At 36.2% G+C, this 22,622-nt stretch carries 20 protein-coding genes and 2 other annotated features; of the genes, 6 read left to right on the plus strand and 14 right to left on the minus strand.

Going from position 1 to position 22,622, the window contains the following annotated elements; translation table 11 throughout:
• Positions 1 to 2: 2 nt before the first annotated feature.
• Complete coding sequence (locus ACFHWD_RS06410) at positions 3 to 1,268, plus strand: efflux RND transporter periplasmic adaptor subunit (protein WP_150356102.1); 1,266 nt, start codon at positions 3 to 5, stop codon at positions 1,266 to 1,268.
• 361 nt (positions 1,269 to 1,629) lie between these two features.
• Positions 1,630 to 2,229 carry a hypothetical protein gene (locus tag ACFHWD_RS06415; protein WP_378061073.1) on the plus strand — a complete coding sequence of 200 codons (600 nt, stop codon included), beginning with the start codon at positions 1,630 to 1,632 and terminating at the stop codon, positions 2,227 to 2,229.
• 53 nt (positions 2,230 to 2,282) lie between these two features.
• Here ACFHWD_RS06415 and ACFHWD_RS06420 read toward each other — a convergent pair whose 3' ends face one another.
• The 11 genes from ACFHWD_RS06420 to ACFHWD_RS06470 form a co-directional block, all read right to left on the minus strand.
• Positions 2,283 to 3,530 (minus strand): glycine/sarcosine/betaine reductase component B subunit, encoded by a 1,248-nt coding sequence (locus ACFHWD_RS06420; RefSeq protein ID WP_378061075.1) that lies wholly within the window; start codon positions 3,528 to 3,530, stop codon positions 2,283 to 2,285.
• Between the two features lie 110 nt (positions 3,531 to 3,640).
• Positions 3,641 to 4,366 carry a D-proline reductase (dithiol) protein PrdB gene (prdB, locus tag ACFHWD_RS06425; RefSeq protein WP_150356105.1) on the minus strand — a complete coding sequence of 242 codons (726 nt, stop codon included), beginning with the start codon at positions 4,364 to 4,366 and terminating at the stop codon, positions 3,641 to 3,643.
• A gap of 12 nt (positions 4,367 to 4,378) precedes the next feature.
• Positions 4,379 to 4,825 carry a CBO2463/CBO2479 domain-containing protein gene (locus ACFHWD_RS06430; protein ID WP_150356106.1) on the minus strand — a complete coding sequence of 149 codons (447 nt, stop codon included), beginning with the start codon at positions 4,823 to 4,825 and terminating at the stop codon, positions 4,379 to 4,381.
• The gene (gene prdA / locus ACFHWD_RS06435) at positions 4,825 to 6,597 is read right to left on the minus strand and encodes a D-proline reductase (dithiol) proprotein PrdA (protein WP_378061078.1); all 1,773 of its coding nucleotides are present in this window, start codon (positions 6,595 to 6,597) and stop codon (positions 4,825 to 4,827) included. Before prdA ends, ACFHWD_RS06430 begins: the two co-directional genes overlap by 1 nt.
• A gap of 125 nt (positions 6,598 to 6,722) precedes the next feature.
• Positions 6,723 to 7,007: a hypothetical protein gene (locus ACFHWD_RS06440; RefSeq protein ID WP_378061080.1), complete on the minus strand. Its 285-nt coding sequence runs from the start codon at positions 7,005 to 7,007 to the stop codon at positions 6,723 to 6,725.
• Positions 6,982 to 8,022 carry a proline reductase-associated electron transfer protein PrdC gene (locus ACFHWD_RS06445; RefSeq protein ID WP_378061082.1) on the minus strand — a complete coding sequence of 347 codons (1,041 nt, stop codon included), beginning with the start codon at positions 8,020 to 8,022 and terminating at the stop codon, positions 6,982 to 6,984. Before ACFHWD_RS06445 ends, ACFHWD_RS06440 begins: the two co-directional genes overlap by 26 nt.
• 659 nt (positions 8,023 to 8,681) lie before the next feature.
• Positions 8,682 to 10,064 carry a sigma 54-interacting transcriptional regulator gene (locus tag ACFHWD_RS06450; RefSeq protein WP_179977534.1) on the minus strand — a complete coding sequence of 461 codons (1,383 nt, stop codon included), beginning with the start codon at positions 10,062 to 10,064 and terminating at the stop codon, positions 8,682 to 8,684.
• A gap of 358 nt (positions 10,065 to 10,422) precedes the next feature.
• Positions 10,423 to 12,837 (minus strand): VIT and VWA domain-containing protein, encoded by a 2,415-nt coding sequence (locus ACFHWD_RS06455; RefSeq protein WP_378061084.1) that lies wholly within the window; start codon positions 12,835 to 12,837, stop codon positions 10,423 to 10,425.
• Between the two features lie 152 nt (positions 12,838 to 12,989).
• Positions 12,990 to 14,060 carry a uroporphyrinogen decarboxylase family protein gene (locus ACFHWD_RS06460; protein WP_150356111.1) on the minus strand — a complete coding sequence of 357 codons (1,071 nt, stop codon included), beginning with the start codon at positions 14,058 to 14,060 and terminating at the stop codon, positions 12,990 to 12,992.
• Positions 14,061 to 14,243: 183 nt separating this feature from the next.
• Entirely contained in the window at positions 14,244 to 14,408 is a 165-nt protein-coding gene (locus ACFHWD_RS06465; RefSeq protein WP_179977541.1) for a hypothetical protein, read from the minus strand.
• Between the two features lie 114 nt (positions 14,409 to 14,522).
• Positions 14,523 to 14,720, minus strand: a binding site (T-box leader).
• Positions 14,721 to 14,769: 49 nt separating this feature from the next.
• Positions 14,770 to 14,968 (minus strand) — a binding site (T-box leader).
• 236 nt (positions 14,969 to 15,204) lie between these two features.
• A complete protein-coding gene (locus ACFHWD_RS06470) occupies positions 15,205 to 16,221 on the minus strand; it encodes a hypothetical protein (RefSeq protein ID WP_150356112.1) in 1,017 nt (338 codons plus the stop codon).
• Between the two features lie 202 nt (positions 16,222 to 16,423).
• On the opposite strand from ACFHWD_RS06470, the gene ACFHWD_RS06475 reads away from it, so the two are divergent.
• From ACFHWD_RS06475 to ACFHWD_RS06490, 4 genes are all read left to right on the plus strand, one after another.
• Positions 16,424 to 16,792, plus strand: coding sequence for a BlaI/MecI/CopY family transcriptional regulator (locus ACFHWD_RS06475; protein WP_150356133.1), 369 nt, complete (start codon positions 16,424 to 16,426; stop codon positions 16,790 to 16,792).
• Positions 16,793 to 16,812: 20 nt separating this feature from the next.
• Positions 16,813 to 18,120 (plus strand): M56 family metallopeptidase, encoded by a 1,308-nt coding sequence (locus tag ACFHWD_RS06480; RefSeq protein ID WP_378061087.1) that lies wholly within the window; start codon positions 16,813 to 16,815, stop codon positions 18,118 to 18,120.
• 347 nt (positions 18,121 to 18,467) lie between these two features.
• Positions 18,468 to 19,109, plus strand: coding sequence for a hypothetical protein (locus ACFHWD_RS06485; RefSeq protein ID WP_378061089.1), 642 nt, complete (start codon positions 18,468 to 18,470; stop codon positions 19,107 to 19,109).
• Entirely contained in the window at positions 19,109 to 19,780 is a 672-nt protein-coding gene (locus tag ACFHWD_RS06490) for a penicillin-binding transpeptidase domain-containing protein (protein ID WP_378061091.1), read from the plus strand. The genes ACFHWD_RS06485 and ACFHWD_RS06490 overlap by 1 nt, the downstream gene beginning before the upstream one ends.
• A 237-nt stretch (positions 19,781 to 20,017) precedes the next feature.
• Here ACFHWD_RS06490 and trpA read toward each other — a convergent pair whose 3' ends face one another.
• From trpA to ACFHWD_RS06505, 3 genes are read right to left on the minus strand one after another with little or no spacing between them, the layout of a single operon-like run.
• Positions 20,018 to 20,812, minus strand: coding sequence for a tryptophan synthase subunit alpha (gene trpA, locus ACFHWD_RS06495; protein WP_150356114.1), 795 nt, complete (start codon positions 20,810 to 20,812; stop codon positions 20,018 to 20,020).
• Positions 20,812 to 21,987: a tryptophan synthase subunit beta gene (trpB, locus tag ACFHWD_RS06500; RefSeq protein WP_150356115.1), complete on the minus strand. Its 1,176-nt coding sequence runs from the start codon at positions 21,985 to 21,987 to the stop codon at positions 20,812 to 20,814. Before trpB ends, trpA begins: the two co-directional genes overlap by 1 nt.
• Positions 21,987 to 22,619, minus strand: coding sequence for a phosphoribosylanthranilate isomerase (locus tag ACFHWD_RS06505; RefSeq protein WP_229981545.1), 633 nt, complete (start codon positions 22,617 to 22,619; stop codon positions 21,987 to 21,989). Before ACFHWD_RS06505 ends, trpB begins: the two co-directional genes overlap by 1 nt.
• Positions 22,620 to 22,622 lie beyond the last annotated feature (3 nt).

Consider the following 22,622-nt stretch of genomic DNA (forward strand, 5'->3'; position numbering starts at 1 on the left):
TTATGAAGCCTAATATTTTTAAATCCAAAAAAATTATATGGAAAATAGTATTGCTTGTATTAATAGCTTTAATGGTATTTGCCATAGTTCACAATATAATTAAAAATAAAAAAACAGAATCTCAGAATCAAATTAAAAACGTAAAAGTAATTCAGGCAAAACTCGGTTCCATATCTACGACTGTAGATTATCCTGGAGAATTGGATGTAGATAAGCAAGTTTCTATATCTCCTAAAACACCTGGCAAAATCCAAAATTTAAATGTAAAAGTGGGCAGTTCAGTAAAAAACGGTGACATACTGTTTACCCTTGATTCAAGTTCGCTGCAGGCTCAGCTGGAACAGCAACAGGCAGGTGTAGATTCCGCCAACGCCAATTTAAATAAAACTCAGAGTTCCGGAGTTGAACAGCCTGTAGTACAAGCCCAACAATCTTTAAAAACAGCACAGATAAATTACAATGATGCAAAGACCAACTACGATAGAACCAAAAGTCTGTATTCTGCCGGTGCCGTGGCAAAGCAAGATTTAGACAATGCCAGTACAAAATTAAACACTGCATCTGCTGCATTATCTGCTGCACAGCAGAATTTAAATTTATTAAAACAAAAAGTTGGTCCTGAATCAGTTGCAGTTGCCCAAGCTCAAGTAGATCAAGCAGAAGCCGGTGTTAAATCAATTCAGTCCCAAATTGACGATACTATAATCAAATCCCCTCTTTCTGGAATTGTATCAGCTGTAAATATCCATGAAGGAGAAATTTCTCCCACGGCAGAACCATCCATAACCATACTGGACTTAAGTTCAACTATTGCAAAGGTCAGCTTACCTGACAGCATGCTTTCCAAAATTAAGGTAGGACAATCCATAGATATAACTATTCCCTCTGCCAAAAACAAGAAGGTCTCCGGCACTATAGACAATATATCTTCCAACATAGACAGCAAAACTCAAAAATATCTGGTTAAAATAAAAATAAACAATTCTGATGGCAGTTTAAAACCAGGTATGTTTTCTAAAATATCATTTGCCGATAAAAGGAAGGATAATATACTTGTAGTGCCCAACGAGGCCATAAAAGTTGAAAATGGAGTTTCTTATCTATATACAGTAAAAAATAGCAAAATAAAGAAAGTATCTGTAAATACGGGACTTTCAGATGATAAAAACACTGAAATAGTATCTTCAAAAATAAATCCAGAAGACAACATAGTATTGGGTGGATTGACTTTCCTCAATGATGGTGACAAGGTTAAAGTTTTAAATTAACTTAAAATTATAAACAGATTTAAAAGACATGAACCAGCTAAAATGGTTCATGTCTTTTATTATATTTTCTTAAATTTTAAAATTAATGTCACAAATTAACTCTAAATCATATTATAAATTAAGACTAGAATCCTGTACCTTACATTCAAAAATGGCACCATTAAAAAGGTGATGCCTAAATATCAAGTTCTCTTTAAGTTCAGGTGGAGTGAGTATTTCTCCATCTGAATCTTAAAGTAAATCATTCAAAAGTAAAACATTGCTTACTCCTAACTTTAAAAGAAATTAAAATGTTAGCAATGTGGTTCACCATATAAAATATGGTAATTTCCTATTATTTATGGAAAGGAGTTGAAGTATATTGAGCAGACACCACAGAAGTCATTCTAGAAGACAGCGTTCAAATATCAAAGACATTAATGATGAAAGCTATTATATTGACGATGAAAGATCAATTAAAAATTATGATCCCACAGACATAGATGAAAATCAAGAAGAAAGTAATACTACAAATTCAAATGATGAAAACACCTTAAATAACCTATCTGAAAATACTTCTATTGTTGGAGTTAACAATTCATCTTACAGCAACCATGAAAAACATCATTCTAATAGCCGCACTAGTATAAGATCCATTAGTTTTATAGATAACTTAAAAAAATATATAGGAAAGACAGTAACTGTATATACAACTGGTGGGGATTCCTGCAGGTATAATTTTACTGGAACATTATTAGGAGTAAATAATTATTTTATAAGACTTGCAATTAAGTCATGCCCATCTCCAGTTTATCAAACAAGAACTAATTTCAATGATAATTTAGATATCTCCAGCGATCCCTATTCTTCAGCTGACAATTGTAATTCAGAATCCAACCCATGCCCCGAAGATACAAACAGTAGTACCATAGCAGATATACCTATTGATAAAATTGCTGCTCTTCTTCGCAGCAATGTTTAAAAAAATGTAAGGGGTCTGACCCCCTTACAAAAAATGTAAGGGGGTCAGACCCCTTACAGTAGTGAATGAATAACTCCATCTCTGCATTGATTTGGTGTAATCACATATGGTATGCTTTTGGAATCCCTCATATTGTGAGCCCCAAGGAACCCCCCCGGCTCATACGGGAACATGGCAGTATCATACATATTTCCCAGAGCGGATACAATCTTTACAAGGATAACTTTACGCTTGCCCGGCCGCATAACATCGTTGAACTCTTCTCTTGTATAGGGCATATTATCCAGATTCACAAGTGCCTTCCGGATTTCCTGGACAATCCGGTCTGCTGCCCGATGTCCCGCCATAACACCTTCTGCCGTTCTTCCTTCACCCTCTTCAAACAGCACATCAACATGAAGGATATAATCAGTTGACTTTGGCGTGCCGGCACGGTCCAATACAACCTGATTTTTCAGTATTCCTTCTGAAGAACCAATATTGCAGGGCTGAAATCCGCTCTTATCCTCAACACCAGTTATCATGACGGTTATTCCTGAAAGCAAATGCGTAACGCCCTCCCCCAGTTCTCCCCGCACCTTGCAGGCAATGGGAGAGTAGTCCAAATTTGAATTGACAAATATATCATAATTTCCCGGCTCAATAATGCTGACCTTGATATCCTTGATCCTGGGTTCCGATTGAATAAGACTCTTTTCAATTCCCTTTCGTATAGTCAGCACACTATGGTCAATCTCTGTCTTATCACCCAAATGGACTTCATTAATGTGAAATACTTTGCGGGTCAGCCTGCGGAGATTCTGTTCCTGTTCATCCGGTGCCGTATCCAGCGGTTTTGCGGCTTTCCGGAGCTTATTTTTCACCAGTGCAACAGCCTTCATTGCGTCATAATCCGTCAGATTGTTCTCTCCCACAACGCAGGATTCATATCCGGATTCACTTTTATTAAAATCTATGATACAGTCCACGTAGCTGTTGGTGCAGACAAGCCGTCCCTGCTGGGCGATATAGCTGAGTCCAACACTGGGAATTCCCCGTATACCGAGCTGCTCAATTACATTGACAAAATCCACATGATGATTTCCCCATCCATCAATTGCAACAATTGCAGCATCTGCACGCATAACCTGTGCTATATCAGCCACCCGTTTTGCCGTATAAATTTTGTCATCGCAGACTTCGGATACACCATCTACAATAATACCTGTGAATTCAATATCTTTTTCCTTTGAAAGTGCCTCCGTTACCGGACACCGGAAGTGATGCAGTGTTGTCATTTTAATACTTGGCCCCAGCCCCATAATATACCTCCATTCTACATAATTCCTTATTCTGTATCTATAACGAAATTTACACAAGGAGGCTCGCCATAATATGGCAAGCCTCTTTGTAGTATTTTAATAAAACAGATTTATACGTTATGACGGTATTCGTAAGGCAATACTTTTGTCTGATTAAAACTTGGACAATCACGAACCCATTCCAGAGATTCTTTTACGATTGCTGTCTGCATTTCCACATTGTTTGGTTCGCCGGCATTTGATCCTATTGGCACATGAGGAGCTGTAATTCTAGGTGCTCCCTGCTGTCTTGCAATAGGAGGCAGTGCAGCAATTACGCAACAGCTCATGCCTGCTTCTTCGCAGCATCTGGTAACAATTGTTGCTGAACGATGGCAGGTTCCGCATCCACCTGTGCAAAGAACGATATCTACACCCTGTTCCCTTAACTTTCGGGCAATTTCCGGACCTGTCTCATTTCTGAATTTTTCAACATTTCCACCGCCGCCCATGAATGTATAAGTCTCCTTGGGCAGAGAGCCAATAAATCCTTCGTCTACTAGTTCATGAAGACGATCTATTGGAAACATAGCATTAACGTCTTTATTGATATCGGAGTTATCAAATCCGCCATGCGTTACCATCAACTGATCAGACGGCGTATCAAATGGAATTACACGATAAGAGAAATCACCAGATGTATTATATGGTGTCTGGTCTTTTTTATGAATTCCACCTGCTGTAATAAAAGCAACCTTGCACTCATTTAATGGTTTTTTCAATTCTGTAAATACTGGTTTCGGTGTAACCGGTACAAAGATCTCGGATTGCATTCCTTTTTTTGTTGTTAAACTCATTGTTTTTCCTCCTTAAATTGATTTTGCTGGGATATCCCGTTTGCCAATCACTTTCAAACAACTGAAATAAAACTCCACATTCTGTCCCTCTTCCATTGTAACTGGTGTAAATGCCCAACGTCGCGGCACTCCTATGGTTCCCAGATTATTCATTATTGCCACCTCTATGGCAGTATCATTTACCTGTGTTATTTTCCCTCCCAGTAAGCATGGAGTTATCTCATGATCCGTTTTCATATCCGAGCAGTCATAATCATATGGTTCTTCCACCACCTGAATATAGCTGAAATAAAATTCAAGCTCATGACCGATGACCAGAGCTTCATCGCTCATAATCAGACGCTTTGGAACCGTAATAACTCCCAAACGGCCATGAAGATGAACCTTTACCTGATCTTCAGACAACTCTTTCACAAGTCCTCCCATTTTCACGGGATTAATTATATAATCATAATCCATTAATGCAATGTTCCACTTTCAACAAGTTTTGTTTCTGGGAGCCCTAAAATCTTGTTGTTTGCATTAATAACATCATTGTTCCATTTCTTTTCAGCAGGTTTGATTTCCACGCCCTCCATTTTATTCTTCAGCATCTGGATTGCACGTGCAGCTACTTCTGGAGTTACACATGAGCAGCCTGCAATATCATTTTCAAATCCGCCCTTATCCATGTTTTCTTCAACCATTGCTGTAGCATATTTATTACCAACTACCAATTGACCCTGATATGCACAGAAGGATACACCAACTACCGGGATACCTCTCTTTCCTGCCTGGCCAATGTGCTGAATGAAATCAATATGGTTATTTCCAAAACCTTCTGTTGTGATGATGGCTCCATCAAGATCCAGTGATTCAAGCATAGAACCAAGTCTTTCGGATACCCAGAGTTTTTCATCGTTAACCTGTGGTGATCCAACAAAGATAACACCTACCAGATCCAGCTCATCATCTTTTGCCAGACCTTCTACCAGAGGTTCTCTGATGTAATGACGCGTCATTTCTTTTGTTGCAGGTCCAATGCAAGTCAATGCATGTATGGATCCGTCTCTTACCTGATTTGGCGTTAATATAATTGGAACATTACCGCAGTCTACATTCTTCTGTCCACCAAGAACTCCGGAAGGCTCTCTCGGGCAGATAATATTATCATGCATAGCTCCCTGTCCCATAATTTCTTTTACTAATACTACACGGGGATTTCCTTCTCTACGCACGTCTTCACAGATTTCTTCACGAACAACTTCACCTTCATAATTTTTGAGCTCATCACGAACTGCCTGAATAATGTGGTCCTGGCATTTATGTGCAGCAAATGGACCTGGTCTTGTCATGCCTGACAGTCTTTGAACAACTGCATGGCAACGGATAATAATATCATTTTCATCTGCGCATCCCGGATGTCCGAAATACATCTTCTCATCCAGATATCCTTCGGAGGAACCAAACTCATGAATCTGCACGCCGTCTTCATCTACACCGGTAAGCATGAATACAACACCATCAGCAACCTTTGTGATACCTTCGCCAAGCTCCCCTTCAACTTTTGTAGCAATTGGGCAAACATCCATGATTGTATCTGTATAGATATGCCTTTCATCTGGATGAATAACGTCCAACTTAAGCCTCTTGCACAGCACATCTTCTTTTACTGCTCTCTTAACAATGTCTTCATCAATAGTAATAACACCATCTTTAATGAAAGTTTTGCTACCAAGCTTTACATCTGAAATTTTAATGTGCTTTTTCACAAGCTTATGAATGACCTTTTTCTCTCCAATTTTCTCTGCCTCTTCAACAGGTACTGCAGGTGCTGCTCCGGCAAATACTGGTACATCCAGCTTTAAACCTTCAAATTTTTCTGCCTTTCCAATTTCAATGTGAATCATTCCATTACCTCCTACTGACTGGATTTCCGAAACCTTTTCGATTTTCTGTGGTGCTTCAGATTCATCTACTTCTTTTACTTCTTCTACCTCATTGATCTTATCAAGTACATCTTTTGTAATCGGTGTAAGGGCCTCAACATCCTCCGTCAGTGTACTTCCGATTACCTGCTCAATACGCAGACCATTCGGACTCAATTTTAGGAGACCCGCATCCTGCATATCGTCAAATAATTCTGGATCTTCCAGATCTGCTGCACTTATGACCAAGCCTTTTTCTCTTCTGCAGCAAAATATTGCAGGATCTTTCAAGTGCTTCTGCAATGTTTCTTTTGTAATAGACATTTTTTGATTCCTCCCTGCTCTTATTTTCTAAATCTTCTTATCATCTTGCAATTAACAGCGCACAATCACACCGTCAGTACAATGATAAGCAAATGATTTTAACTATAGGCATTTTTAATTCCTCCTTATTCTTCTTCTCTTCTGAATCTTCTTATCATCCTGTAATTAACAGCCCGCAGCGCACCGTCAGTACAATGATAAACCGGTAATTTCAGCTGTGGCGCACAGGACATTACAGTATTGGTGCAGTCTGTACAGTTGCTGATGAGCACAGCCTGTGCTCCTGACTTCTTCAATGCCAGCACCTTTTGTACCTGTCCCGGACATTTCCCCGGATTCTCACATTTTCGGGTATTTTTAACTTGTTTTGCCTGCTTGCAGTACTCAACTCCCACTACCTTGGAGCCCATACTGTGATGCCTGTTCTTCAAGACGTTCTTTGTTTGCACCGCAGGCACAGACCAAAAGCCCTATCTTTGGCGGTCCCGGCATAAAATTCTCAGCTGCAATAATTCCTCCAGTTGTCTTGATAATCGGTGCCTTCAAAGAAGTCCTCTTGCCGGTAAACGGACCTCCCATAATAAGCTCACCGTATTCGTCGCCAAGTCCTCCTGCCCTTTCCAAGGCCCCTGCTACACTTATTCCAAGCGGAACATCCAGTAATACATGAATAGATGCATTTTCCCTTAGCTTTCCACCTACGGTCACATCCTTGTCGATGAGCGGCTTTTTGTCTTCTACCGCTTCCCGAATACGAAATGTAGTTTCTGAATTAATGACTACTGCATCCGCTGCCATGGGAAGCTGTTCCGGCTCCAGAAGGATTCCAAGCGTCTCTCTTACAATTGCACGCTCTTCACCCATGGGATAAATATTATCCAGTACATGAATGGAAACCCTGCCGTCTGTATTTGCCTTCTCCAGTTTTTCAATGGCTTCTTTATGGATTCCTTTCACAGCCACAATCCCTTTTTCGGCATTGACAAGCTTCATGACAATGGACAGTCCATCCAAAAGCTTTTCCGGTTCCTTTTGGATTCGTGTTATATTGTGTGACAAAATTGGTTCACATTCAGCTGCATTAACGATGACAGTTCCTTTTCCTTCAAAATGGAGATTCAGTTTCACAGAAGTCGGAAATCCAGCACCACCTAATCCTACAATTCCCGATTCTTCAATAAGCTCTCTTGGTGTTGCACCTTGCAAAGGTATGTATTTTGTAAAATCTGTCTCCAATTCTTCAATCACAATCCCATCTGTATCAACAGCTTTCACTCTGCCATCTATACTGGAGAAAATATTGGTTCCCAATGCTCCCTGTGGTTTTTTTGCTATAATCTGACCCCTTTTTACAAAATCATTTTCCTGAACCAGCGCTTCGGATGGAGCTCCAACGTGCTGCTTGAGTGGAAAAACAAAATCCACGACTATTCACCTACTTTCTGAAAAAAGCAGATAATTGTATAAATTGTCATACATTTCTCTGTTTTTTTGATTTTTTTACACTTACATTTACTCATTCCATACATAATATACTTGATAAAAAATTAACTCTGAATTAGAGCACTTACCTTTTACATTATTATTTAACAGCAATTCGCGTGCCAACCCACATAAAAATCCATCTAAAAAGATACTTTTATATGTAAACCATTGCAAAATCAACAATTTTTCACCTTCCCACTATATTTTTTATATACAGGAAAAAACTCTTGCTCGTTAAAAATTTGTCCAAATCCATACAATATTTTTTTAGCATATTCCGATTATTTTCTTGAACATATTGCTGCTGCTGCTTTCAACGAAATAAAAACAAAGTGTCAATATTAATACACATAGTTCGAAAATTTGACGCTGTTTATAATTAACTCCACCATAAACAAAATACAAAAAAGTGGACTCATTAACAGTAAGTGATAAATTATCTGGTATGTGTATACAAAAAAGACCATTCATTTAGAGTGGTCTTTTTCTTTGCCATTTGTTCTTTTTGCAGGAAGATGGTGAAGCCATGGAATTCTATACTACCGGATATAGCATTGGGGATTTTTCTATATAAGAAAGTCCTTCCTTGCGGGATTTTTTCAACACTTTATTTTATACTCTTGCAATTTATGATATAAGGTAGTTCTTGGTATATTCAGCAGGCTTGCCGCCTTTGATTTATTATTTTTTGTTAATTTCAAAGCTTTTATTATACTATCTGTTTCAAGTTCCTCTATAGCTTTGGTTAAATCCAGTGGATATTCTTTGCGGCGGCCATTTTTCTTTAATTCCGAGACAATATACTCTGGAATAGAACTTTTTTGTATAACCCCATTTTTTGTTGTAACAATAATACGTTCAATAACATTCATAAGTTCCCTTATATTGCCCGGCCACCTGTATTCATTAAGAATACTCAAAGCTTCTTTTTGAATTTTCACTATAGGCTTCGAATTTGCTGATGAAAACTCTTTAATAAAATGTTCTATGAAAATCGGAATATCTCCTTTTCTCTCTCTAAGGGGAGGAAGGTTAATTTCCACAACATTTAGCCTGTAAAATAAATCTTCTCTGAAGTTGTTTTGCTCTACCATTTTTCTTAAATCCTTATTAGTTGCTGATATTACTCTTAAATCAAGCTTAATATTCTTTTCTCCTCCAACTCTCACAATTTCCCTTTCCTGGAGTACTCTAAGCAGCTTTGCCTGCATGTGCAAAGGCATATCTCCTATTTCATCTAGAAAAACAGTACCTCCATTTGCTATCTCAAATATACCCATTTTCCCTTTTTTACTGGCACCAGTAAAAGCTCCTGAGCAATATCCAAAAAACTCGCTTTCAAAAAGTTCTGAAGGAATTGCATTACAGTTCACTGGAACAAAAAGGCCTGTCCTTCCGCTTAACTCATGAATTCCCCTGGCAAAAACTTCTTTTCCTGTTCCGCTTTCTCCTGTAATCATGACACTTGCATGAGTTGGTGCAATTTGTCTGGCCATTTCGATTTTTTTCACTATATTAGGGCTTTTCCCTATAATATCACCAAAAATTCCTGAAATCTTCTTCACTTGATTTTCAAGAAAAATAAGCTTTGAATTTGCATTTTCAAGCTCCGCATATAATTTCTTTACCTCTGCATAATCCCTGTCTGTTGACACTGCCCCTTTAAAAACACCTTCTATATACAATGGCATTGAACTTGCAAGTATGTGAGAGCCTTTTCTGGGTGAATGATATTTATTTTCGATTGGGGCTTCGGTTTTTCTGACATTATTCACAATTGCATCAGGAAAGAATTTCTCAATACTTTTCCCTATAATCTGATCCTGACTAATATCATATAATTTTTCTGCAGCCTTGTTCCAGATAACTACAATTCCGGTTTCGTCTATTACACAGACGGCTTCATAAATGCAATCCATAATAGGTTTTAGTATCCGGTAATCTATGCTGCTAAGTTTTTTTTTAGTATATACTTTTTTCACCCTGTCCTCCATGTTAATCTCTCCATTCTACAAAATATCTTCAACTACTTTTCATCTTACATTAAATGAAAAACAAATTCAATTATGGTATCCGGTATACGTTTATCATTTTTTTTAATCTTTTAATTTTAAATTATAGCAATTAATAATTATTACCTTAAAAAAAGGAAGAGAATAGTTTTTTGCTTTTTACCTTTTATTCTGATTAAAATATAATGGCAATCTACTCATAGTAAAACTTCTTTCTATTACAACCTAAAAACGCCATCTGTTCGATTAATATCGATCAAATGACGTTCTAAATTTGATTATAGAAAGGCTTTTTAATTAGTTGATATTGGTAATTTACTTTTATAACCTATTTATTGAAAGTTTTTAGAACGGCTAATTTTGCCATATCAAATATGGAATTTCTTTCTTCTACTATGGTGATCTTTTCTTCTATACATCTACCGTCTTCACTTAACATAAATAGTGAAGCCAAATTTCTTTTAAAAGAATTATTCATTAAATTTCTAAGCATAGGTTTTGTTTCCTCATTAAAATGAAGTACTTCACACAGTTTTTCAATGGTTTTGTCTATTTGTGTTATATATTTATCCTTCAATAATTTTTTCCTTTTCATCTTATTCAATGCCAATATAGACATCTTTATGATATCATATCTCACTTCAAAATTCACTTCAAAATAACTTTTGCATATAAAAGCTGCAGCTTTGTTCAACTGATTCGCATATATATCTATTTTTTCATCTCCAGTAATAAAAGCAAGCATGACCATGGATGTAGTCTCTATCTTATCTTCTATACTGCTGTCTTCATAATCCACAAAGGCACCATCTGCAAACTGATTTTTGGCAATTACCCGAAGAAGCTTTTCTCTCGCATACTTTTTATCCAAATATCTATTATCACTTGAATACTCTTTTTCATTTTCTTCAGTATTAAAACTCCTATACCAGAATCCAGACTCAACATCTTCATCTATCTTCTCTCCCAATGTAGTTTCATTTACCTTTATGGGTATTATGTTTTTAAGTTGAATCCCAAGCACTGGCTCCTCTCTAAGTTCCATAAATATAAAAGTGGTTTCCGGACTTATAAACCCATTCTGTTTAGAAAGCTCTATAAGTTCTCTTCTCATTTCTTCTCTTTTTTCTCCACGCTGAAATTTCATATTTATCTTTAAAGACCTTATCTTTTTTCTCGCCCATACTTTTTTTAACAGACTGGCATTTTCCTCTGTATTGAAATTGTCTATGTCTATTTTTCTCACATATTCTTTTCCATCAACTTCTCCAATTAGAGTTATTCTTCCTTCAACTCCTCCAGAAACATCGGCAAATATAGAAAATGGTTCTCTATCGTACATATAGTCAATAGTTCTCGGATAAGAGGATTTCACCTGCAGCTTTCCCCAGTCAATCTTTATATTATCTACTTGTGGATTTTGGATCCTATTAAATTGTCTAAGTACTATATCTTCAATTCTCTCTCCTATGTCAATAAATTCAGCCTTCCCATAACTTTCATGAGCCAGTTTATTGAGAAAATAATTATTGGTTGAGGAATCTATTCCAAAAGTAAATATTCTGTTGTCTCCTATATTTTCTCTTACATAAGAAAGTATATCCTCCTCTTCATCTACCTGATCATCTGTAAAAATCAATATGGTATTTTGAGAACCCTCTTTTTCCAAACTATATCTTATGCCTCCAAATATATCTGCATCTTCTTCCGTCTCCAGATTGTCTATCCAGCTGGAGGCCTCTCTTAGAGAATTCTCATTAAATTCTATTAATCCATTTTTAGAAAAACTAATTAATTTTACACCCATGGCTATTATGTCAAAAGTATCTCCTTTTGATAAATTTCTTATGCAAAGCTGAAGTGCATTTTTAGCCTGTTCCAGTTTCTCACCTTTCATAGTATCGGAAATGTCAATTAAAAATACATAATTTTCCTTTACTTCGTCCTCATAGGGATCTAGTTTTGGCATCATCCTTATATAGACTATACCCTTTTCCTCATCATTTTCCTTGTACTCATATATCATCCCATCTGCCTCAAGAGTTTCCCTTTCATCTATGAAAAGTATAAAATCCTTATCAATAAAATGATAGTTTTCATCCAGACTTATCTTGGCTACTGTATCTCCCTCTCTTTCCACATCTATGGTATGATAAGGACATCTGAAATCAACTTTGCTCAGAGATTCAACTATTATATTGACCTTGAATTCAAAGTCATCCCCCAGCCTTTTTATCCCAAACCTATTTGCAAAGCTATCTTTTAAAGTTTCAATTCTAGATCTGCTTTTTATTATCTTAGGTTCTGAAACTGCTGGAATTGTAAGTTTAAAAGTGCTGTCCTTATAATCTAATTCCTCCACATAGGATAATCTTATTTTCACAGTTTCGCCAGATATTATCTTGCCTATGCCTATCTTAAAATAATGAGGACTGAACTCCTCCAGAGAAAAAATGCTATCTCCATGAATTCGGGCATTTTCATAGATTTGAAAGGCCTTATCTTTTTCTTCCACTACCGCCTTTAAGGTTCTGCCTCCTATTTCTGCTTCAAATCCTGAAATAACCGCTGTAGTTGGCAGTGGGAATATGTAAACTCCCTCTATATCTTCATTACTGCAATTTTGATATAACTGGTTTACTACAATCTCTCCATATCCGGCACATAGGTTTCCCACAATATTAGCTTTTTTTAACAGAATTCCCTCATCATTTCTTCTATTTCTCTTGATATACTGGAACATTTTATGCTTACCCCTTTTAACTTTATTTTATCCAAATACACACTGTATATAATATCCAACTTTATTTATATTATTATATCATATTTACCATATTTATTTAAAAAATATTATATACACTGAAAGTAAAATAAGTTTAAAAAAGGCTGAATATATTAAATATTATCTTCTATAGGATATTTCCCATAAGTCCTGGCAGCATCCATGAGAAATTCAATATTTTCTCTGGAAGTTGCCATAGGCACCTTGCATCCAGTACTTAATACAAATCCCTTGGGATTGTCGTAAGCTTTTCTAATACATTTTCTAGCCTCCTGAAAAATTTCATCTTTAGTTCCGTTGCATACTATCTCTATGGGTTCCACATTCCCCATTAATCCCACTCGGTCACCAATGGACCTCTTAACTTCCTCCAGATCCACCACATTGTCCACACTAAACATCTGTATTCCGGTATCCGCTATATCTTGCCATACTCCCTTTGTATTTCCGCATATGTGAATTGTCGGTGCACTTCCAAACTTTTCTACTATTCTATCAACACATCTTTTCAGATAAGGTTTGACAAAAGTCCTGAATTGTCTGGGACTGATCACCGTGAGAGAAGCTACTGGTTCAGAAATACATGGTTTTACACCTATATCACAAACTGCATCTATATAGTTGAAAATGCTCTCTGTAGCTATATTCAAGAGCTTATGTACCCATTCGGGATTTCTCAGCGTGTCTCTTAAAAAAACATCAACCCCCCTCAAAGATGCCGCCGTAGTAAAAGGTCCTCCGAAGTCGCTTGAGATATCAACTTCTCTACCTATTTCCTGATTTATTATTTTTGCAGCCTCTAAAAACAGCGGAAGTCTCCCATCCTTATGTGGATCTGCCGGTTTAAGTTTATCTATATCGTCATACTCTTTCACTACGGGTATATCTACATAAGGCATGTCATCATCAGGATAGGCCAGTACCGTACCCATGGCCTCCGCAATGCCAAACAGATTGGGACCTCCTCCTGCAGAGTCAAATCCAAAAGTTCTATAGAGATTTATTTCATTTTTGGCCAGTAATTTATAATCATGGCATAATTCAGATATCTTAACCCCGATAAACTTTGCCCCCACTTCACCTACAAAAGGGCAGCATTGAATACGATCTGCCATCTTTCCAGAACTTATGGCTGTTTCTCTTTCTTTTGGTGTCATTTCATCTTTATAAAGTAAATTTTCCATTAATTTCACCCCACACCCTTTATTATAATTCACATTATATTTTAATTATAAACTTAAGTATAAACAATAAAGATAAATAAACCTTATTTTTCATATACATACTATCACATTTATAAATACGCTATTTTCAAGCAAAAAATAATGGAGCTATAGCTCCATTATTTAAAGTCATTATCAAGTAATTTAGAATGTCATAAAAACTGTAGAATAGTCACAGCTATCATTTAAACCATCTGATTTCATATCTCTCAAATATTCATAGTAGAAATTTGTATTTTCGTATATTACAGAATTATCCTGAGCATTTTTTTGCAAATCAGCTTTAGTAAACTTTTTAGAATCAAACATTTTAAATCCTCCTTTAACATATTTTGATAGGTAATATATAAATTTTCACTGGCCAGATGAAAATATATCTATCTTATATAAAACTCAAGGGTAATAAAAAAAAACAGTCCTTCTGCCTGGGGCGAGAAGTCTGTTCGCGGTACCACCCAATTTTTTACTCAATTACATAACGGCTTGCACCGGCACAGCTTACTCTTGTTTCAGCCTGCAGCTTAAGGGTGATCTTCAATGCGAAGCATTTATGAGTTTTCACCATTCCTCACTCTCTTTAAAATATTTTTCGCATTTACATGTCCCTTTCCTCGCTGTTAAAATATAAAATTTTACATCCATTTTAAACTATAAAAAAAACAGTCCTTCTGCCTGGGGCGAGAAGTCTGTTTCGCGGTACCACCCAATTTTTTACTCAATTACATAACGGCTTGCACCGGCACAGCTTACTCTTGTTTCAGCCTACAACTCAAGGGTGATTTTCAATATGAAATATTTATGAGTTTCCACCATTCCTCACTCTCTTCAAAATATAATTCATATTTACATATCCCTATCTTTGTTTTTAATTTGTATGTAATTTTACTACATATGTTCATATAAGTCAATACTTTTTTATAAAATTTAAAAAATTCTATCTATCCGAACCCCACCACTTTATTATAAAGTTCAATGGGTAAGCCGACAGAAGAAGTTCCACAGAGCATGCGGCGGGATGTGATGGATCTGATTGCCCAGTAACCAATAAAACTTTGGATAATTATTTAAGAAAATAAGATCTGCCATTACAGACAGATCTTATTTTCTAGTTTAATTTTCTCTGTTTCAATTTTTCCTTGAGTTCTTCAATGGAATTGCTTTTCACTGCATCTTCAAATACGGAATTCAAAGTATCTTCATCTTCTATTTTCTTTATTCTGGACATATAAGACGTATCTGAAAATTTAATATTAAGAAGCGTCTGTAAATTACTTATCAGAGTTTCTCTGCGCCCTTTTTCAATTCCTTTCTTCTCTACTGCTGGATCGTAAAAAGACTTTAGCATCTTACTCACCTCTTCTTCTACATTTTTATTATTACAATAGTTTCGATTCAGATATGCCATTAAATTCTGAATAGCTATAAGCATACTATTAAAATCATTATCCATAATTTCTTTCCTGCTGTTAAGCCTGGATATTTCTTTGGCAAGTTTATACGACAAGTTCTTGGCTTCCTTAAGTACATCGTCAAATTCGGACCTGCCGGTATCTTTCTTACGTTTCAGGTGCTCAAATATTTTTCTGAATTTAAATACCTGGAGCGGCAGCAATATATATAGCTTTTCTTCAATCAGATTTATATCAGTATATTCCCAATATTTCATAACAGGGACACTATAATCGACCTTCTCTCCACCTGGAAATATAATCTTAAGTCTCAATTCATCCTTTATTTTTGAATTTTCCTCTATAAAGATAACCAGCTGTTTGGGAAAATATACTACTTTAATATTATTTTCCAATATACTGTTGTTTTTACCTATGTGAAACCCATATTGAAACATCCTTATCGCCATTGAAGTATCATTTTTTGTCTGGAACTCTATATGATATACTGTTTTTTTCTCTTCCTCCAAAAAGTTCAGGATCAAATCAGCCTTTATAAAATCATAATTGAAATCTTCCAGTGGAAATTCCGTCTTCCCGTATGTAACAGCCACATCACCATAGCAATAATCTGTACCAAACATCCTGTTTATAAAATTTATAAGTACCTGCTGTGATGTTGAAAACAGTGCCTTTAAAATTCCATCCAGTTTCACTTCTTCGTTTTTGCTCATTTATATTTCACCTACTTGTATTATACCAAATTTTTAGATAACTTGGAATATAATTTAATTAGATTGAGTAAGTAAAATATTTTTAGGCAGAAAATAAGGAAAGGCCTCCAGCAATTACCTGACTGGAAGGTCTTTTATAATAAAAAACAATTGACATATATATTCTACATATGTAGAATATATATAAAGGAGGTGACTTATGTTGTCAATTAAAAAAATTCCGGAATCGGAATTAGAAGTTATGAAAGTCATCTGGTCTAGCAAGATTCCTGTATCTTCAAAAGAAATAGTTAAAATTATGGAAGAAAAAAAAGGTTGGAAAAATACAACCATATTAACGCTTCTTTCACGTTTGGCAAAGAAAAAGTTTATAACTGTAGCAAAGGGAAAGAAGATCACTTATTATACACCGGTTGTACTAGAAGATGAATACCGCAGATTTGAAACCAGGGAATTTTTTAAAAAAGTTCACAGAAGTTCTTTAAAAAGTTTCATTACTACCCTGCACGAAGATAATGATATTACCGATGATGATCTGGATGAACTGGATAAGTGGATTAAAAGCAGGTGACAGTTATGATGGAAATGTTCATGAAAAATCTATTACAGATATCTTTATTCGGGAGCATAGAAATTGTTGTTATTATAATTTTCGAAAAAACTCTGTCTAAAAGATATACATGTGGATTTTGTTATTATATATGGTTAGCTGTAATAATCAAAATGATTTTACCTTTTAAAATTCCAATTTACGTATCACAAGAAATATATAAATTCTTTGGATATTCGCCTAATAATGTCAAAACTATGATGAATAATATAATTTGTCTAAATGATAATGTAGTAAATTATTTTATAATACTATTTTATTTATGGTTGACCGTTTCAATAATATTTCTAGTTTATCATATTATTTCTTATTTTGCTTTCAATAACAAAATCAAACATTTTATTTACGATGTATCTGACAATAATACTAAAAATATATATTTAAAGTTATTAAAAGAAATGCATATTAAGAAAAAAATTTCATTAAAGTATTGTACAGCAATTTCAACACCGTTAGGTATAGGAATATTCAATGCCCGCATAGTAATCCCCAACGTCTCATATGATGCTCATGCTTTAAAATATATTTTAAAGCATGAGCTTATGCATTATAAAAGGCATGACATAATATATAAGGTTGTAATATTAATAACTTTAGCAGTACATTGGTTTAATCCTTTAATTTACATAATGTTTAAGGCAATAAACAATGACTGTGAATTATCTTGCGATAAAGCTGTACTTAAAAAATCAAATGTGAAAGAAAGAAAATTATATGCATCAACCCTTGTTAATTCTTTAAGACTTAATAAAAATAATATAGCAAAACAGAATTTAATTACAAGTTTCAATAATAAGAATATGTTAAAAAGGAGACTAGAAAATATGTTGAATTTAAAAATAAGAAAAAAAGGTATAATTATAGGCGCTTTGGCTGCTATTATAACTGTATGTTCATCAGTAAGTTTAAATACTTTGGCACAAAGTAATATAAATGAAATCAATGCTGATAAAGCCAATACTAATGAAATAAGCACCAAAAAATTTCATGCAGGAGAAACTATACAGGGTATTACTATAATATCAGTTGATGAAGATGGGAAACCAACTAAAGTTAAGCATAAAAATAACTCTGTTTTAAATGAAGAAAAAGTTTTGAAAATTTTAGATCAGCCTGTTGAAGATAGTATAAAAGTCAAATCTTATAGTACTAAACCAGTACAATTTAGTGTATATACTTATGAAAATGCTCCTGCAGATGTAAAAGCACAATATGAAGCTGATGTTAGAGCTGTAAGTGGTAAAGTTTCCCCCTCAGATGAAATACTTGTACCTTTACCTCAACATTAATTCAATTACATTTACTAGAGCTCTCACTAAAATTGCTGTGTCAACTTACTGATACTATAGATTTCCCCTATAATATTAATCCAGGCTCCCTTAAAAGCTTTAAGTATATCACTTAAAATTGTTTTTCGACTATATTTATTATCTGTTGCATTAGCTACCTCAGATATAATATTTTCTAAGATTATGTTTATTTATAAATTTTCTTCGGACACATAGTAAATCCTGATATAATCTTGATTTCTAATCCGTTTGATAATATTATCAAGTCCAGCAGGCTTGCCTAATTTCTTAAGGCTTTATAATTTATTTTTTCCAGTAATTTAATAATAATTTGGGGGATGATATATTTGATTAAAAAAAAGGAATTCAATATTACGAGATACACTATGCTTATAACAATTATGCTGATTATTTTTTCTACTATCGCAGGAAGACTTTTTTTTCTGCAGGTGGTAGAAGGTCAGGAATATAAAGAGCGTTCCAACAATAAATCCATAAGACAAATTCCCGATGCAGCCCCCAGGGGAAAGATTCTGGATGTGAAAGGCAGTGTTCTGGCTACCAGTACCCAGGGATATATGCTGGTGTACAATCAGACAGATGATAGTGATAAGGTTTTTTTCACTACAATGAGCGAGGTATTTAAGATATTGGACGAAAGCGGCGAAAATCAGCAGGACGATTTTGAGCTCAAGATAAATCCCTTTAGATTTGAATTCAGAAGTGACGATGAGGAAACCAGGAAAAATCTTGAAATTAAATTTAAAAGGGACAGGGGATTAAATGAGGATATCGAGAAAAGCATCAAAAGCAAGAATAAAAATATTTCTGATGATGAGCTAAAAGTTTTAGTCAACAAAGAACTTCTGAAGATATCTCCGGAAGATACTTTTAAAAAACTTGTGAAACAGTACAATATAAGCAGTGCCTATTCCCTGGAGCAGCAGAGAAGATTCATGATCGTGAAAGATACTTTATCAAGGATCTAGTGAAGAATTCCATAAAGGAAGGTAAAAGTGCTTTCAACAGGTCAAAGTACAGAGAGTTGTTTTTAGAGCTTGTAAAAGCAGATCCGAACAACAAAAAGGACATAAGCGGCAGCCAGATGGATAGCATGCTTGATGTATTGTACAGTATAACCATATCAGATGCCAATGCCCAGCTGAAGGTGCCGGCAAATATAGAAAATTCCGCCATAGGTCAGGGACTGAACCAGTTTACCCCTCTTCAGATAGCAAACTATGCTGCCACTATTGCCAACGGCGGCACCAGATATAAACTTCACCTGGTGAATCAATATCTGAATGTAGACGGCAAAGTCATCGAAAAGGTGAAACCTGAAATAATAGAGAAAGCAGGTGTTAAAGCCGAGACAATATCATCAGTTAAACAGGGAATGAGTGCCGTTAATCAAAGCGGTACGGCTGCCCAGGTATTCAGCGGATTCCCCATAGCTACTGCAGGTAAAACAGGTACCGCCCAGAGTCTTGGCAATCAGGAGCAGGTGGGAAGAACCGACTATGCCGAATACATCGGTTTTGCTCCTCTTGACAAACCCCAAATAGCCGTATGTGTAGTGCTGTTTGACGGTGGCCAGGGAGGAGTGGGAGCAGCTTCTGTAGCCAGGGATATTTATTCTGCATATTATTCTATAAAATAAAATTCTATAACTTCATTTATTTCTGAGTAATATTCTATTATCTGTATACTGCCATGTTACTCTAATACTCATTTTAATTGTCATCTCAAAAATATCTTTACTTCCTTGTATTCTCTTTATACGTAAAGATGGATGAGATTGGTCAACATTCAGAGCCCTCAAAAGAACGCCTGCACAAGGAGGCGTTCTTGACATACATGCTTTTACAATGTATATTTTTAAAAACGCAGAATTAAATCACTGTCTCAAGCCGTTTTTCAATTCTCCAATAAATTCTTTCACACTATCCAGTATATCTCCTTTGCTTTTTCCTTCTGCTATCCTGTCAATCAGTGCACTTCCTACAATTATACCCTGGCAGTAGGGTTTGAATTTTTCGGCCATGGCTGCCGAGGATATTCCGAACCCAAGTGCCCTAGGTATATCAGTATAGCTTGAAACAATTTTCATGTATTCTTTTATGTCAGTGTTTATGGAGTTTCTCGCACCTGTGACTCCATTTACGGAAACGCAGTATACAAACCCTCTGGCACCCCTCACTATTTTTTCTATTCTCTCCTTGGATGTTGGTGCCACAAGAGGAATAAGGTATACTCCATATTTTTCTCCCATTGCTATAATATCTTTTCTCTCCTCTATTGGAAGATCCGGTATTATGAGGCCATCTATGCCGCAGCTGCTGCATTCTTTTATGAACTTCTCCATCCCATACTTGAATATGGAACTGTAATAAACCAGATATACGAGGGGCACCTGTGTTCTTTTCCTTATGTTTTTCACTGTGTCCATTATTTTGAATATCTTCACTCCATTTTTAAGTGCCCTGTTTGAAGATGCCTGTATTGTAACTCCATCTGCCAGAGGATCCGAATAAGGTATGCCCAGTTCTATTATATCCGCTCCTGAACTCTCCATAGCAAGTACGATTTCTACGGTAGTTTCCAAATCCGGATCACCTGCCGTTATAAAAGGTATAAGTGCCTTTTCACCTTTTTCCTTTAACTGACTGAATTTCAAATCTATCCTGTTCATTATAATTCCACCCCCATTATAGCTGCCATGGTATTCATGTCCTTGTCTCCTCTTCCTGATAAATTTATGATGATTATCTTGTCCTTGTCGAGTTCTGGAGCCAGTTTCATGGCATAAGCCACTGCATGTGCACTTTCAAGGGCAGGAATTATTCCCTCCACCCTTGAAAGATAGGTAAATGCTTCTACTGCCTCACTGTCCGTGGCGGATTCATAAACTGCCCTCTTTACATCATTGTAATAGGCGTGTTCCGGCCCCACTCCAGGGTAATCAAGACCTGCAGATATGGAATAGGCCGGAAGTATCTGCCCATCTTCATCCTGGAGTACATAGGTCATCATTCCGTGGATTACGCCTACAGAGCCCTTTTCTATAGTTGCTGCATGCTGATCCGTATCAAGTCCTTTTCCTGCTGCTTCCACTCCTATGAGTTTTACTGATTCATCTTCTACAAAAGGATAAAAAATACCCATGGAGTTACTTCCACCGCCTACACAGGCTATAATGTAATCAGGCAGTCTTCCTTCTTTCTCCAGGATCTGTCTTCTGGCCTCATCTCCTATGACTCTCTGGAAATCCCTCACCATGGTGGGATATGGATGAGGTCCCATTACGGATCCTATTACATAAAAAGTATCCTCTATATTAGAAACCCAGTTTCTCATGGCCTCATTTACCGCATCCTTCAGTGTTCCAGTTCCCGCAGTCACAGAGGTCACATCTGCCCCAAGTATTTTCATCTTGAATACATTAAGAGCCTGCCTTCTTATATCCTTTTCACCCATGAATATCTCACATTTCATTCCGAACAGAGCCGCCGCGGTTGCAGTTGCCACCCCGTGCTGTCCTGCACCTGTCTCAGCTATAACTTTCTTTTTACCCATTCTTCTGGCAAGGAGTACCTGTCCCAGGGCATTGTTTATCTTATGTGCCCCCGTATGGTTTAAATCCTCTCTTTTAAGGTATATCCTGGCTCCTCCCAGTTTTTTTGTCATATTCTCGGCAAAATACAGAGGATTTTCCCTTCCCACATATTCTTTAAGGTAATATCTGTATTCCTCCATGAATTTTTCATCCTCTATGGCCTCACTAAATTCCCTTTCCAATTCTGTAATTGCATTCATTATGGTTTCAGGAACGTATTGACCGCCGAATTTTCCAAATCTTCCTTCCATTATATACTCCTCACTTTCCCTATAAAATCTTTTATTTTCTTAAAACTTTTCATACCATTTTCCTCCACACCACCGGACACATCTACCACCTCCGGCCTCACAACTTTTATGGCCTGAACAATATTTTCTGAATTCAGTCCTCCCGCCAGTACCAATTTTTTGTCTATATGAATACCTTCCAGTACATTCCAGTTAAAACTCACGCCGGTACCGCCGTTTTTGCCTCTTACACTGCTGTCCAGCAGCACGGCTTCAATATCCAACTTGCATGTACTGTGTATTTTCTGCCAAATATCATTTTTGGACACATAGTTCACATTTACATGAACTGTTTTCCAGATATTAAAAGGGGTCAAACTGCTCAAATATTTTCCACCTTCAGCTCCATGAAGCTGAACTGCATCCAGCTTCAAAGCCCTGGCTGTATCAACTACTTCATTCACATCATTGTCTTTAAAAACTCCCACTCTTTTGATGTTGTTGTCCAATTTTTTTACAAGATCTTCTGCCTCACTTAAAGTTACCTTTCTTTTACTGTCACAGAATATAAATCCTGCATAATCCGGCAGCAGTTCATTTAAAATTTCTATATCAGCGCTCCTCCTTATCCCGCATATTTTTACCAGAGTCACAGG

Origin of the sequence: Clostridium sp. MT-14 (assembly GCF_042436595.1) — a bacterium.
GTDB classification, from domain to species: domain Bacteria; phylum Bacillota; class Clostridia; order Clostridiales; family Clostridiaceae; genus Clostridium_B; species Clostridium_B aromativorans.